This window comes from Burkholderia sp. BE12, assembly GCF_002959955.1.
In the GTDB taxonomy this organism is placed as follows: domain Bacteria; phylum Pseudomonadota; class Gammaproteobacteria; order Burkholderiales; family Burkholderiaceae; genus Burkholderia.
The window spans coordinates 1-14,144 of sequence record NZ_PREY01000035.1 but is presented as its reverse complement, the minus strand read 5'-3'; the positions used below and the strand labels follow the sequence as shown (position 1 = coordinate 14,144).

The 14,144-nt window shown below is 68.8% G+C and carries 10 protein-coding genes; 7 read left to right on the top strand and 3 right to left on the bottom strand.

Annotation, left to right across the window (positions count from 1 at the left end; translation table 11 throughout):
* Positions 1–14 precede the first annotated feature (14 nt).
* The 3 genes from C4B30_RS29190 to C4B30_RS29180 all read left to right on the top strand — a co-directional run bounded on the left by C4B30_RS29190 (position 15) and on the right by C4B30_RS29180 (position 2,348).
* On the top strand, positions 15–1,064 hold the full coding sequence (locus C4B30_RS29190) for a formylglycine-generating enzyme family protein (protein ID WP_105133309.1): 1,050 nt from the start codon (positions 15–17) through the stop codon (positions 1,062–1,064).
* Complete coding sequence (locus tag C4B30_RS29185) at positions 1,061–1,873, top strand: MetQ/NlpA family lipoprotein (protein WP_089501236.1); 813 nt, start codon at positions 1,061–1,063, stop codon at positions 1,871–1,873. Before C4B30_RS29190 ends, C4B30_RS29185 begins: the two co-directional genes overlap by 4 nt.
* Before the next feature lie 148 nt (positions 1,874–2,021).
* On the top strand, positions 2,022–2,348 hold the full coding sequence (locus C4B30_RS29180; protein WP_089502295.1) for an antibiotic biosynthesis monooxygenase family protein: 327 nt from the start codon (positions 2,022–2,024) through the stop codon (positions 2,346–2,348).
* 10 nt (positions 2,349–2,358) lie between these two features.
* Here C4B30_RS29180 and C4B30_RS29175 read toward each other — a convergent pair whose 3' ends face one another.
* Positions 2,359–3,237, bottom strand: a complete 879-nt coding sequence (locus C4B30_RS29175) for a hypothetical protein (RefSeq protein ID WP_089501237.1) — start codon at positions 3,235–3,237, stop codon at positions 2,359–2,361.
* Between the two features lie 155 nt (positions 3,238–3,392).
* Positions 3,393–4,325 carry a LysR family transcriptional regulator gene (locus C4B30_RS29170; RefSeq protein ID WP_027782276.1) on the bottom strand — a complete coding sequence of 311 codons (933 nt, stop codon included), beginning with the start codon at positions 4,323–4,325 and terminating at the stop codon, positions 3,393–3,395.
* Positions 4,326–4,531: 206 nt separating this feature from the next.
* On the opposite strand from C4B30_RS29170, the gene C4B30_RS29165 reads away from it, so the two are divergent.
* The 4 genes from C4B30_RS29165 to pdeR all read left to right on the top strand — a co-directional run bounded on the left by C4B30_RS29165 (position 4,532) and on the right by pdeR (position 13,036).
* On the top strand, positions 4,532–5,305 hold the full coding sequence (locus C4B30_RS29165; RefSeq protein WP_105133308.1) for a putative hydro-lyase: 774 nt from the start codon (positions 4,532–4,534) through the stop codon (positions 5,303–5,305).
* Between the two features lie 99 nt (positions 5,306–5,404).
* Complete coding sequence (locus C4B30_RS29160) at positions 5,405–6,703, top strand: MFS transporter (RefSeq protein WP_105133307.1); 1,299 nt, start codon at positions 5,405–5,407, stop codon at positions 6,701–6,703.
* Positions 6,704–6,824: 121 nt separating this feature from the next.
* Positions 6,825–10,463, top strand: a complete 3,639-nt coding sequence (locus tag C4B30_RS29155; protein WP_105133306.1) for a hydantoinase B/oxoprolinase family protein — start codon at positions 6,825–6,827, stop codon at positions 10,461–10,463.
* A gap of 569 nt (positions 10,464–11,032) precedes the next feature.
* Positions 11,033–13,036: a cyclic di-GMP phosphodiesterase gene (pdeR, locus tag C4B30_RS29150; protein WP_027782280.1), complete on the top strand. Its 2,004-nt coding sequence runs from the start codon at positions 11,033–11,035 to the stop codon at positions 13,034–13,036.
* A 49-nt stretch (positions 13,037–13,085) separates the two neighbouring features.
* Here pdeR and C4B30_RS29145 read toward each other — a convergent pair whose 3' ends face one another.
* Complete coding sequence (locus C4B30_RS29145) at positions 13,086–13,949, bottom strand: crotonase/enoyl-CoA hydratase family protein (RefSeq protein WP_089501241.1); 864 nt, start codon at positions 13,947–13,949, stop codon at positions 13,086–13,088.
* Positions 13,950–14,144: the final 195 nt, after the last annotated feature.

Genomic DNA, 14,144 nt, shown 5'->3' with positions numbered 1-14,144 from the left:
CGGAGGGCGACACGATGCGGTTCCGTTTCTGGACGATCGGCGCGGCGCTGGCCGCCACGCTGTTCGCCGCCGCGTTCGCGGCGGGCTATGCGAATCCGGCGGCGCCGGCTGGCGGCGCGTTCGACGACCTCAATCGCGGCCGAGCGCTCGCGCCGCTCGGTTCGGAGCGCCAGTGCGAACGCTATTCGGGGCTGCCGTCGAAGTGGCGCGACGATCCGAAGGCCGGAATGGTGCATCTGCGCGGCGGTGCGTTCGTGTTCGGCAGCACGCGCGGCTATGCGGACGAGCGCCCGGTCGGCGACGGTCGCACACGCGTCGGCGGCTTCTGGATCGACCAGACCGACGTGACGATCGCGCAGTTCGCCGCATTCGTGCAGGCTACTGGCTACGTGACCGAGGCCGAGCAGCAGGGAGGCGCCGCCGTGTTCCATGTGCCGACGCGCGACGAGATGAACGCGCGCGACCTCGCGTGGTGGTCGTGGGTGAAGGGCGCATCGTGGCGGCATCCGCGCGGGCCCGGCAGCGACGTGGCGGGGCTCGGCAATCTGCCGGTGACGCTCGTCACGCAGCGCGATGCACTCGCGTATGCGCACTGGCTCGGCCGCGACCTGCCGACCGAGGCCGAATGGGAATACGCGGGCAAGGCCGGCCGTGACGACGCATCGCTCGATGCGGCGCCGCGCGACGCGCAGGGCAAGCCGGCCGCGAATTACTGGCAGGGTGCGTTTCCGGTGCTCGACTCGGCCGAGGACGGCCACGCCGGGCTGGCGCCCGTCGGCTGCTATGCGGCGAACGGCTTTCGTCTTTACGACATGATCGGCAACGCATGGGAATGGACGAAGGACGCGTACACGGGCCCGCATCAATCCCACACGAACGGCGACACGGCGGCCGTCGCGCCGTCGACGCGCCCGCACGATACGCCGATGGTCATCAAGGGCGGCTCGTTCCTGTGCTCGCGCGATTACTGCGTGCGCTATCGTGCGTCGTCGCGCGAACGGCAGGAAGCCGATCTCGGTGCGTCGCATATCGGGTTTCGCACGATTCTGAGGGACGCGTCATGACGACCGCCATCGGACGATTCGTTGCAGCGTGGCTGCTGATTGCGTGCGCGTCGACGCAGCAGGGAGCGGCGCTGGCTGCCGAAACCGCGTTGCCGGCCGTGCGCGTCGGCGTCACGCGCGGCGTGCACGCGCAGATCCTCGACGAAGTGAAGCGGGTGGCCGCCGCGCGAGGGCTGGGCGTCGACGTCGTCGAATTCGACGATGCGTCGCGCATCGACACGGCGCTGGCCGACGGTCGGATCGATGCGGCCAGCTTCGAGGATGCGCAACAGCTTGCCGCGACCCGCGCCCGCAAGCGCGTCGCGCTGACCGAGGTCGCGCCGACCGTCACGCTGCCGATGGCGTTCTATTCGCGCAAGCTGAAGAACCTGAACGAACTGCAGCCCGGTGCGACGGTCGCGCTTCCGGCCGATCCGCGCGGGATGGCGCGCGCGCTCGTGCTGCTGCAGAACGACACGCTGGTGACGCTGCGCGACACGGCCGGCCTGCATGCGACGCTGCGCGACGTCACGGGCAACCGGCTCGGGCTGAAATTGGTCGCGCTGCGCCGCGACCGGCTTTACGCGGCGCTCGATACGGCCGCGTTCGTCGCGATCGACAGCGACGACGCGGCCCGCGCCGGGCTGCAGCCCGCGCGCGACGGCATCAGCCTGGAGGATGCCCGCTCGCCGTACGCGAACGTGCTCACGGTGCGCGACGCCGATCGCGCGAAGCCGTGGGTCGCGCGGCTCGTCGCCGCGTATCACTCGGACGACGTCGCGCGCTTCATCCTCACGCGCTATCAGGATTCGGTGCGGCGGCCGTGGTAGACACCTACCTGCTCGCGTGCAATGCGTGCGGCCGCTGTCGTTGCGCGAACTGTTCCGGCATCGACGCCGCTCCGCTCGCCGCCTGACGATCGCGGCACGCCGTGCGTGCCTTACACTTGCCGCTCTTTCAATCGTTCGGATGGAGCGCATGTACGCGTCGACCTTCATTTTTCGCGCCGGGCAGTACGACGACGAATTCCACCGGCTCGACCGGCAGATCGCCGACATGGCGCGTGCGACGCCCGGCTATCTCGGCGAGGAAACGTGGGAGAACGCGCAAGCCGGCTTGATCCAGAACGTCTACTACTGGGAATCCGAGGCGGCGCTGCGGCAGTTGATGCGGCATCCCGCGCATCTCGAAGCGAAGGCGAAGCAGGCGCGCTGGCTCGATGGATATCGCGTCGTGATTTCGCAGGTGCTTCGCGAGTATGGCGACGGCAAGCTGACGCCGCCGCATGCGGGGCCATCCGCGTAAGGGTTGCCGCTCAGGCAGCCGCCCCGGCTTCTCCCTGCGCGGCCGGCCTACTCGCCGCGCGCTCCCAGATCGGGAAGGTCGCGTGCTGGATCGACGTCTGCGCGTCGATGACCTTGCGGTGATCGATGCCGGGCAGGTCCAGCAGCCGGTCGACCGCCGCCTTCGCGCCGTGTGCATCCTGAGGGAACCCGCACGCGAACTGCTTGTTCGTATCGAACAGGACCCACCAGACATCCGACACGAACGGCCCGTGGTCGCTGGTTTCGATCAGGATCGCGCCGAGGTCGGACAGCGCGATGCCGCGCGTCGTCCCGGTCTGGTCGGTCGACGCGATGCGCGTATCGTTTGCCGTCACGGTCCAGCCGCTCTGCCGGCTAAACGGTCGGGCCGCTGCCGGTGCGGCATTCGGTCGGACCGGGCTGCCGGTGCCGGTCGGCACGGCCGCAGCCGCGGCATCGGCGGTGCGGCTCGGCGCACCGCCCTCGTGCGACCTGCGCCCAGCGATCCACGGCAGCGCGGCGGCGCCAGCCATCGCCGCAATCCATAAGTAGTACCCGGCCCCGAACGTGCGGATCGTTTCGTAGTTCGCGTCGGTCGGGATCGTATGCCACCCGAGCGCAAAGACCACGACCGCGGCGAGCAGCGCCGACACGGTACGGCTCGGCCTGAGCAGTGCGACGACGAGCAGCGGATTGCCGAGCCATGCGAATTGCAGGTCGAGGATCGCGAGCCCGCCGAGCGCGAGCACCGTGTAACCGTGCCACCAGCTCACCGCGCCGGCCGCATTCGGCGGTTCGGCCGCGACGGGCAGCAGCAGCGACGCGGCATACAGCGCGACGATCACGACGCGCGCGAGGTTCAGGCGGGGCGAAGCGGAGCGAATCTGCATGTTGCCTTCCTGTCGTGCACGGTCATGCGAGGCGACGAAGGCCGGACGGCCCGGCCTTCATTCGCGATGCGCGGCGCCGATCCGGCGACGCGCCGAACGCGATTGTGGGCGATTCGCGTCGCGATGTCGAACGCGCGTCGTCCACCGCTGCACGGTCAAAGCGCTTCGACCAGCAACCGCGTGCTCTTCTCGCAATATTCGTGACATGCCGCGCGTGCCGCGATCGACGCCCCGTGCACGAACCGCGGCGCGTCGGCCCGCCGCGACATCGACACGACGATCGACGGCGGCGACGGCTGCAGCGGCAGTTCGACCACTTCGCCGCTCTCGATCAGCGCGTCGACGAACAGCACCGGAATCGCGGCGACACCGAAGCCGTCGCGCACCAGTTGCACGATCACCGAGATCGACGGCGACCCGGTGATGCGCGTCTCCGACAGCGGCACGCCGTGCGCATGCGCAAGCGTGCGGACGATGTCTTCCAGCGCACGATGGGGTGCGGTCCCGCGCCCGTAGGTGAGGATCGGCTGGCGCAGCACCTGCCGCGCGAGGCCCGTGCGCGTGTTCGGCAGCAGCCCCGCGCGCGCGATCCAGCGCACCGGGTAGTTCGCGAGCGCGTCGCACACGACCGACGCCTCGTCGCTGCCTTCCACGCGGATGATCAGGTCGAGCTCGCCGGCCATCAGCCGGCGTTGCAGCACGACGCTGACATCGACGGTCAGATCGATCTCGAGCTGCGGATAGTCGGCCGCGAGCCGCCGCATATAGTGCGGCAGCCAGCTGTGCACGACCGTCTCGATCACGCCGAGCCGCAGCTTGCCGCGTAGCGCGCGCTCGCCGGACGCGGCGGCCTGCAGCTCCTGCGTCGCCTCGACCACGGCTTTCGCGTAGCCGAGCAGGTATTCGCCGTTCGGCGTGAGCCGGAACGCGCGGCTGTCGCGATCGACGAGTACCGTGTGCAGTTCGTCCTCGAGCGCCTTCAGGCGCTGCGAGATCGCGGCCGGCGTCGCATGCAGCGCAGCCGCGGTCGTGCGGAAGTTGCGCAGCTTGGCGAGCGTGACGAAGGTTTCGAGAAAACGGGTATTCATGGCGGTCGGGCGAGCGGTGGATGCGCAGCTTGCCGGCGACGAAAAATGAACGGGACCGGGGAAAACCCGCAGATTCGTTAAGAAATTCTATACAACGGACGCAAAAAAACTCGTTGGCGACAAAATTTTTTCTTTTCTATTCTTCGCCGTATCCGATGACACACCACCGTCATCGCCACCCCATCCCGATTCCGCGACCGACTATCATGACGCCTTCCGAATTCCGCCAGTCCGTGCGCCGCGGCGCGTTCCGCGGCCCGACCGCCGGCCATTGCGGCCCGTTTGCCCAGGCGAACCTGGCGATCCTGCCCGACGCGTACGCGCACGATTTCCTGCGCTTCTGCCAGGCCAACCCGAAGGCCTGCCCGCTGCTGGGCGTTGGCGAACCGGGCGCGTTCCGGATCGACTCGCTCGGCGAGGATCTCGACATCCGCACCGACGTGCCGAGCTACAACGTCTACCTCGACGGCCGCCTGACCGAGCGGGTCGAATCGCTGGAAGCGCTGTGGCGCGACGATTTCGTCGTATTTGCCATCGGCTGCTCGTTCTCGTTCGAGGACATGCTCGCCCGCGAAGGAATCGGGTTGCGCCACGTCGAGGAGGGGCGCAACGTGCCGATGTACCGTACGTCGATCCCGAACCGCCGCGCGGGGATCTTCGGCGGTCAGCTGGTCGTGTCGATGCGGCCGCTGCGCGGCGCCGACGCGATCCGCGCGGTGCAGATCACGAGCCGGTTCCCGGGCGTGCACGGCGCGCCGGTCCATATCGGCCACCCGCGGGAGCTGGGCATCGAGGATTTGAACGCGCCCGAATTCGGCGACGCGGTGACGATCCGCGACGGCGAGCTGCCGGTGTTCTGGGCGTGCGGCGTGACGCCGCAAACGGCGCTGATGGACGCGAAGCTGCCGATCGCGATCGCGCATACGCCCGGCCACATGTTGATGACCGACATCACGAACGCGTCGCTGGCCGTGTTCTGACCCGCCGATCGCCCCGTACGCGACACACCGACGACACACCGACGACAGGCACACCGCACCACACGCCATTTGACGGCGCATCACGACAGGAGCATCACCATGGAAAGCAAGACCCTCGCGGCGCCCGCCGCCGAGCCCGCGAGCCACGAGCGCAGCGGCCTGTTCGCGTGGTACGCGGAGGCGCAGCCGCGCGAGCGCCGCGCGTTCTGGAGCTGCAAGGTCGGCTACATGCTCGACGGAATGGACACGCAGATGCTGTCGTTCGTGATCCCGACGCTCGTCGCGACCTGGGGCATCTCGTTCGCCGACGCCGGTTTCATCGGCACGATCACGTTGCTCGCGTCGGCGCTCGGCGGCTGGATCGCCGGCATCCTGTCCGACCGGATCGGCCGCGTGCGCACGCTGCAGCTCACGGTGCTGTGGTTCGCGGTGTTCACCGCGCTGTGCGGGCTCGCGCAGAACTACCATCAACTGGTCGCGGCGCGCGCGCTGATGGGCTTCGGCTTCGGCGGCGAATGGACGGCCGGTGCGGTGCTGATCGGCGAGGTGATTCGCGCGCGCGACCGCGGCAAGGCGGTCGGCCTCGTGCAGTCGGGCTGGGCAATCGGCTGGGGGCTGTGCGCGCTGCTGTATGCGCTGCTGTTCTCGGTGCTGCCGGCCGAGCAGGCGTGGCGCGCGCTGTTCCTCGTCGGGCTCGCGCCCGCGCTGCTGGTCGTCGCGATCCGCCGCTACGTGAAGGAGCCGGACGTCTACGAGAAGGAGAAGGCCGCGCAGGCGAAAGTGGCCGACGCGCCGCGCCTCACCGAGATCTTCGCGCCGAAGCTGATCACGACGACGCTGCGCGCGGCGCTCTTGACGACCGGCGCGCAGGGCGGCTACTACGCGATCACGACGTGGCTGCCGACCTTCCTGAAGACCGAGCGGCACCTCACGGTGATGGGCACCGGCGGCTATCTCGCGATGATCATCCTCGGCTCGTGGGTCGGCTACTTGACGAGCGCATACCTGACCGACCGCCTCGGCCGCAAGCCGAACTTCATCCTGTTCGCGGTCGGCTCGATGGTGATCGCATTCGCGTACACGTCGCTGCACCTGACCAACGCGTCGATGCTGTGGCTCGGCTTCCCGCTCGGCTTCTTCGCATCGGGCATCTTCTCGGGGATGGGCGCGTTCCTCACCGAGCTGTTCCCGACCCGCGTGCGCGGTTCCGGCCAGGGCTTCTGTTACAACGTGGGCCGCGCGATCGGTGCGCTGTTCCCGTTCCTGATCGGCGCGCTGGCCAAGCAGTACGGGCTCGGCACGAGCATCGGCATCTTCGCGGTCGCCGCGTACGGCGTGGTGATCGTCGCCGCGCTGACGCTGCCCGAGACCCGCGGCCGCGAACTCGACGCCGCGTAAGCGGCAGCGGCCCGCGCGGCGCTTTCTCCCTTTTTCCCCTTTTTACCGGTACCCCCACGCGGCGCGCGACGCGCGCCGTGCGGCGGCGCTCGTCCCTCGATTCAACGACGCATCGACCATCATGACCGACCGACATCTTTCCCCCGTTCCCTCCGACACCGCGCGCTGGCAATTCTGGATCGACCGCGGCGGCACGTTCACCGACATCGTCGCGCGGCGGCCCGACGGCACGCTCGTCACGCACAAGCTGCTGTCGGAGAACCCCGAGCAGTACCGCGACGCGGCCGTGGCCGGCATCCGCCATCTGCTCGGCCTCGCGGCCGGCGAGCCGATCACGCCCGAGCGGGTCGACATGGTGAAGATGGGCACGACGGTCGCGACCAACGCGCTGCTCGAACGCAAGGGCGAACGCACCGCGCTCGCGACGACGCGCGGCTTTCGCGACGTGCTGCGCATCGCGTACCAGAACCGGCCGCGCCTGTTCGATCTCGAGATCGTGCTGCCCGACGCGCTGTACGAGACGGTCGTCGAGATCGACGAGCGCGTCGGCGCGCATGGCGACGTGGTCGTGCCGCTCGACGTTCAGGGTACCGAAGCGTCGTTGCGACGCGTGTTCGACGACGGCGTGCGCGCGCTCGCGATCGTGCTGATCCACGGCTACCGCCATACCGCGCACGAACGCGCGCTGGCCGAACTCGCGCGCCGCATCGGCTTCACGCAGGTGTCGGTGTCGCACGAGGTGTCGCCGCTGATGAAGATGGTGTCGCGCGGCGACACGACCGTGGTCGACGCGTACCTGTCGCCGATCCTGCGCCGCTACGTCGAGCAGGTCGCGCACGAGATGCCGGGCGTGAACCTGCAGTTCATGCAGAGCAGCGGCGGGCTGACGCGCGCCGATGCGTTCCAGGGCAAGGACGCGATCCTGTCGGGTCCGGCCGGCGGCATCGTCGGGATGGTGCGCGCGGCGCGCGCGGCCGGCTTCGGCCAGGTGATCGGCTTCGACATGGGCGGCACGTCGACCGACGTGTCGCACTACAACGGCGAATTCGAGCGCGCGTTCGAGACGCAGGTGGCCGGCGTGCGGATGCGCGCACCGATGATGAGCATCCATACGGTCGCCGCGGGCGGCGGCTCGGTGCTCGGCTTCGACGGCGCGCGGCTGCGCGTGGGGCCCGAATCGGCCGGCGCGAACCCGGGGCCGGCCGCGTACCGGCGCGGCGGCCCGCTGACGGTGACCGACTGCAACGTGATGCTCGGCAAGATTCAGCCCGATCATTTCCCGCGCGTGTTCGGCCCGCATGCGGACCAGCCGCTCGACCGCGACGGCGTGGTCGCGAAGTTCGCGGCGCTCGCCGATGAAATTCACGCGGCGACCGGGCGGCGCGAGACGCCCGAGACGCTTGCCGAAGGTTTCCTGGAGATCGCGATCGGCAGCATGGCGAACGCGATCAAGAAGATTTCCGTGCAGCGCGGCCACGACGTGTCGCGCTACGTGCTGACGACGTTCGGCGGCGCGGGCGGCCAGCACGCGTGCGGCGTGGCCGATGCGCTCGGGATGACGCAGGTGTTCGCGCATCCGCTCGCGGGCGTGCTGTCCGCGTACGGGATGGGGCTGGCCGACCAGACCGCGATGCGCGAGCGCGCGGTCGAGGCCGTGCTGACCGACGCGTCGCTGCCGGCGCTGAACGCGGCGCTCGACCGGCTGGCCGACGAGGCCATCGGCGCGCTGCTCGAACAGGGCGTGCCGCCGGAGCGGATCGCGACCGAGCGGCGCGTGCACCTGCGCTACCAGGGCACCGATTCGGCGCTCGACGTACCGGCCGGCAGCGTCGCCGCGATGCAGCAGGCGTTCGAGGCCGCGTACCGGCAGCGCTACGCGTTCCTGATGCCCGGCACGCCGCTCGTCGCCGAGCTCGCGTCGGTCGAGGCGATCGGCCACTCGGACGCACCGGTCGACCTCGCGCCGCTCGCTCCGCGCGGGGAAGGCACGGCGCCGCAGGCACACACGGCCGTGCGCTTCTATTCCGGCGACCGCTGGCACGACGCGGCGCTGTACGTGCGCGACACGCTGCGCGCCGGCGACGCGATCGACGGCCCGGCGATCGTCGCGGAGAAGAACGGCACGACCGTCGTCGAGCCCGGCTGGCGCGCCGGGATGACCGCCCAGGGCAACCTCGTGCTGACGCGCACGACGCCGCTGCCGACGCGCCGCTCGCTCGGCACCGATGCCGATCCGGTGCGGCTCGAGATCTTCAACAACCTGTTCATGTCGATCGCCGAGCAGATGGGGCTGCGGCTGCAGAACACCGCGTACTCGGTGAACATCAAGGAGCGGCTCGACTTCTCGTGCGCGATCTTCGACGGCGACGGCAACCTGATCGCGAACGCGCCGCACATGCCCGTGCACCTCGGCTCGATGGGCGAAAGCATCCGGACGGTGATCGAGCGCAACCGCGGCCGCATGCGCGACGGCGACGTGTTCATGCTGAACGACCCGTACCACGGCGGCACGCACCTGCCGGACGTGACGGTCATCACGCCGGTGTTCGCGGACGGCTCGGACGCGCCGCTGTTCTACGTCGGCTCGCGCGGCCACCACGCGGACATCGGCGGCACGACGCCGGGCTCGATGCCGCCCGATTCGACCCATATCGACGAGGAAGGCGTGCTGATCGACAACTGGCAGCTCGTGTCGGCCGGCGTGCTGCGCGACGCCGAGACGCGCGCGCTGCTGGCATCCGGCCGCTATCCGGCACGCAACGTCGAGCAGAACATGGCCGACCTGCGCGCGCAGGTCGCCGCGAATCAGAAGGGCGTCGACGAATTGCGCCGGATGGTCGCGCAGTTCGGCCGCGACGTCGTGCTCGCGTTCATGGGGCACGTGCAGGACAACGCGGAAGAAGCCGTGCGGCGCGTGATCGGCGCGCTGCAGGACGGCGCGTACCGCTACCCGCTCGACAACGGCGCGGAGATTCGCGTCGCGATTCGCGTCGACCGCGCGGCGCGGTGTGCGGAGATCGACTTCACCGGCACGTCCGCGCAGCTCGACAACAACTTCAACGCGCCGAAGGCCGTCTGCATGGCGGCGGTGCTCTACGTGTTCCGCACGCTGGTCGGCGACGACATCCCGCTGAACGCCGGCTGCCTGAAGCCGCTGACCGTGATCGTGCCGGCCCGCTCGATGCTGAACCCCGAATATCCGGCGGCCGTCGTGTCGGGCAACGTCGAGACGTCGTCGGCGATCACCAACGCGCTGTACGGCGCGCTCGGTTGCGTCGCGTCGAGCCAGGGAACGATGAATAACTTCACATTCGGCAACGATCGGTACCAGTACTACGAGACGATCGCGGGCGGCAGCGGCGCGGGCGACGGCTTCGCGGGCGTCGGCGCGGTGCAGACGCACATGACGAACTCGCGGCTCACCGATCCGGAGGTGCTCGAATGGCGCTATCCGGTGCGGCTCGATTCGCATCGGATCCGCGCCGGCTCGGGCGGCGGCGGGCGCTGGCGCGGCGGCGACGGTGCGGTGCGGCGCATCCGCTTCCTCGAGCCGATGACCGCGTCGATCCTGTCGAACAACCGGATCCACGCGCCGTTCGGCGCGGCGGGCGGGGAGGCCGGCGCGCTCGGCCGCAACACGATCGAGCGGGCGGACGGCACGGTCGAGGCGCTCGACCACATCGGCCGCGCGCAGATGGCGCCGGGCGACGTGTTCGTCGTCGAAACGCCGGGCGGCGGCGGCTACGGCGCGCCGGACTGAGCGGTGCATCCGGCGCGGGCCCCGCGCCGGATACGCGGGGGCGGGTGAAGGACATTGCAACGAACTGTGGAATAAAGCTGCGCATTCACTCGCGAACGGAATCAAAAATGGCGGAAACCGGATCGCGGCATGCGATTCGACCCTGCTGCCACGGTCTTGTCATAAGATCCGGCCCCATATCTGTGAATCGGCCTCGAACGCCCGCCCGTCATGGGTTCCGGCCCGGCACGCGGCCCTCGGCGCGCGGCGCGTCGTCCGTCCGATCGCAAGCGACCAAACACGAAAAATCCGGCTTGCCAATCGAGTCCCGATTCCTTGACACTCTTCTCTAAATGTGAGTGCCAATCTTCATCGTCATTTGATAAGATGGCTTCCATCATTCGTAAGGCAGAACCTGCGCGCATCACGCGCGAACGCCGGTTGCATCAGCTGCAAACAAGTACGGGACGAGGCGGCCGCCACGGCAATCACGGCTGCCCTGCCGGGCACGCGCACGGCGCGGCCCGGGAAGGCGGCGGGCCTGCTCGCCTCCGTCTACACTGTGCGTTTTTTTGGATCGGGGCGTGTCCATGGATGACGAAAACGATAGCGCGGTGCTCGAGGCGCATGTCGGTACGCGCAGCCCCTGCTGGCGTCTCGGCAGCGACAGCAACGCGCTCGAACTGGCCGCGGTCCGCGGGCTGACCAATGTCGCTGTCGCGCTGACGGTCGAACAGGCCGCGCGCATCCGCGCGCTGACCGGTGTCACGTCGCACCTCGTGCTGGACATCGTGCTGTTCGGCAACCCGGTCAGCCTCCATCTCGTCGGCAGGAAGGTCAATACGGTCGACTGGGCCGGCACGGCGTCCGCCTATTCCGATACCGCGTCCGTCGCCGGCGACCTGTCGCAAGGGCTCGCGTTCGCCGAGCAGGTCGTGTCCGAAGTGAATTCGCTCGTCGTGATCCTCGATCGCAACGGGATGGTGCAGCGCTTCAACCGCCTGTGCGAGGAAGTGACGGGCAAGCGCGAGGTCGACGTGATCGGCCGCAGCGCGTTCGAGCTGTTCATGAGCCCCGAGCAGGGTGCGCAGTCGCGCAGCAACATCACGGGCTTCTTCGCGAGCAACCAGTCGTTCGCGGTCGAGCGCTACATCAACACGGTCAACGGGCCGCGCCTGTTCCAGTTCCGCAACAAGTTCGTGCAGAGCGGCAGCGGCGTCGACGAGCAGTTCCTGATCTGCTCGGGCATCGACATCACCGAGGAGCGCACCGCGCAGCAGCGGCTCACCGAGCTCGCGACCACCGACGTGCTCACCGGGCTGCCGAACCGCCATGCGATCAGCGAGCGCATCCGCACGGCGATCGCCGAGGAGAGCGAGCTGACGCGCGGCCAGGTCGGCATCCTGTTTCTCGATCTCGACAACTTCAAGCGCGTCAACGATCACTACGGGCACATCACCGGCGACCGCCTGCTGCAGGACGTGTCGGCGATCATCAGCGGCTGCCTGCCGTCCGGGGCGACGCTCGCGCGGCTCGGCGGCGACGAATTCCTCGTGCTGTTCGAACACGGCACGCGCCCGCTGCTCGAAGCGACCGCGCAGATCATTCTCGAGCGGCTGCGCACGCCGATCCATCTCGGGCTGATGGAGGTCTACACGAGCTGCTCGATCGGCATCGCGATGTATCCGCAGCACGGCGATTCGCTCGAGACGCTGATCCGCAGCGCCGACACCGCGATGTACGTCGCGAAGGAAGCGGGCAAGCATACGTATCGCGTGTTTTCGCTGGAGATGAACCAGAAGGTCGCGAAGTACATGTGGCTCGACACGAACCTGCGCAAGGCGCTCGAGGACGAGCAGTTCGTGCTGCACTACCAGCCGGTGGTCGATATCGCGACGGGCGACGTGCACGGCGTCGAGGCGCTGATCCGCTGGCAATCGCCCGATCGCGGGCTCGTCGCGCCGGTCGAGTTCATCCGTTTCGCGGAAGAGTCGGGGCTGATCGCGCCGCTCGGGCGCTGGGTGATGCGCACCGCGGCCGCGCAGGCCGCCGCGTGGAAGGCGAAGGGGCTCGGCATCCGGATCGCGGTGAACGTGTCCGCGCGGCAGTTGCAGGACATGAACATCGTCCACCAGTTCGCGTCGATTCTCGACGGCGCGGGGCTGAAGCCGGGCCTGCTCGACATCGAGCTGACCGAGAGCTGCTTCATCGAGGACGAGGAAGCGGCCATCGGGCTGATGCGGCAATTCCGCCAGCTCGGCGCGGAGATCCATCTCGACGATTTCGGCACCGGCTATTCGTCGCTGTCGCAGTTGTCGCGCCTGCCGCTCGATGCGATCAAGCTCGACCGCACCTTCATCACGGCCATCGACCGCAATCCGCGCTCGCAGGCGCTGGTGCGCTCGGTCGTGTCGCTCGCGAAGGCGCTGAATTTCGCGGTGGTCGCCGAAGGCGTCGAAACGCATGCGGAAGCCGAGTTCCTCAAGCAGCTCGACGTCGATCACGCGCAGGGCTACTACTACGCGCGGCCGATGCCGGCGCAGGCGTTCGAGGCGTGGCTCGCGGAGACGAGAAAGCTCAGGCTGATCGCCTGAGCGTCGTTCCGGAAACGGGCGCCGCCGGCCGTCGGCGGCGCCCGTCGCGTTACACCGTGCGCAGTTTCGACACGCGCCGGTTCTGCAGCATCACCAGGCGTTCCATGTACGCGAGATCCTTCGGCTCGATCGTGAACGCCGCATGCACCCACGCTTCCGTGATGTCCATCAGCTCCGAGCGCGACAGCTGGAACACGCGTTCGCGGGCGCGCAGCATCGCACGGATGCCGTTCAGCCTGGGCTTCGTCACGTCGATGAAGGTGCGCGTCGCGAGATACGCGTCACCGGCGTCGAACGTCTCGTCGATCAGGCCGCGATCTTCGTACCACTCGGCCGCGTGCGCTTCGCCGGTCGCGATCAACGATTCCGCGAGGCCGCGGTCCGCCTTGCGTGCGACCAGCGAATAGCCGCCCATGCCCGGGAACAGGTTGAACGCGATCTCGGGGAACCCGAGTTTCACGCCCTTCTGCGCGAGCACGTAGTGATGGGCGAGCGCGGCCTCGAAGCCGCCGCCGAGCGCGCTGCCCTCGACCATCGCGATCGAGATCGCGCCGGTGCCGAAGCCGGTGTAGATCTCGTACACGCCGTCGATGCACGAGCGCGCGTAGGCCATCAGCTGGTCGCGCCGGCCGCTGCGGATCGCGTCGACGAAGAAGCTCAGGTCGCCGCCGACGTTGAACAGCTCGGGGACGAGCGAGCCCGTCACCCAGAAGTCGAACGTGAGACCCGAGTCGCGTGCGGCGCGTGCGAGATGAATGATATCGGTGACGAGTTGTTGGTTGAAGCACGGCCGCGGCTCCGATCGCAGCATCATCCACATGACGTTACGGCCTTCTTCGTAGAAGGCGGTCAGTTGCGAGAGTTCGCCGGCTTCGTAAAACGGCCGGCATGCCGGATGGGATTGGAGTTGCATGGTATGTCCTCGTGAGATGTGGTTTTTAAAGCGCGCCGCGCCAGGCGCCATGCGGGACTCGAGGTGCCCGCATGGCGCCTGGCGCGAGGCATCGCCATTGTTGCGCGCGCACAAAAGTCGAATTGCGGGGAAAAACGCACGAACGGGATGCCGGTGCGGATCGCGTCCGGGCGGGCCCGGGGCGACGGCCAGAGC

Excerpts from the sequence above, each read along its gene's own strand:
- C4B30_RS29190 (WP_105133309.1), top strand. The coding sequence starts at position 15 with ATGCGGTTCCGTTTCTGGACGATCGGCGCGGCGCTGGCCGCCACGCTG.
- pdeR (WP_027782280.1), top strand. The coding sequence starts at position 11,033 with ATGGATGACGAAAACGATAGCGCGGTGCTCGAGGCGCATGTCGGTACG.
- C4B30_RS29155 (WP_105133306.1), top strand. The coding sequence starts at position 6,825 with ATGACCGACCGACATCTTTCCCCCGTTCCCTCCGACACCGCGCGCTGG.
- C4B30_RS29165 (WP_105133308.1), top strand. The coding sequence starts at position 4,532 with ATGACGCCTTCCGAATTCCGCCAGTCCGTGCGCCGCGGCGCGTTCCGC.
- C4B30_RS29180 (WP_089502295.1), top strand. The coding sequence starts at position 2,022 with ATGTACGCGTCGACCTTCATTTTTCGCGCCGGGCAGTACGACGACGAA.
- C4B30_RS29160 (WP_105133307.1), top strand. The coding sequence starts at position 5,405 with ATGGAAAGCAAGACCCTCGCGGCGCCCGCCGCCGAGCCCGCGAGCCAC.
- C4B30_RS29145 (WP_089501241.1), bottom strand. The coding sequence starts at position 13,949 with ATGCAACTCCAATCCCATCCGGCATGCCGGCCGTTTTACGAAGCCGGC.
- C4B30_RS29170 (WP_027782276.1), bottom strand. The coding sequence starts at position 4,325 with ATGAATACCCGTTTTCTCGAAACCTTCGTCACGCTCGCCAAGCTGCGC.
- C4B30_RS29175 (WP_089501237.1), bottom strand. The coding sequence starts at position 3,237 with ATGCAGATTCGCTCCGCTTCGCCCCGCCTGAACCTCGCGCGCGTCGTG.
- C4B30_RS29185 (WP_089501236.1), top strand. The coding sequence starts at position 1,061 with ATGACGACCGCCATCGGACGATTCGTTGCAGCGTGGCTGCTGATTGCG.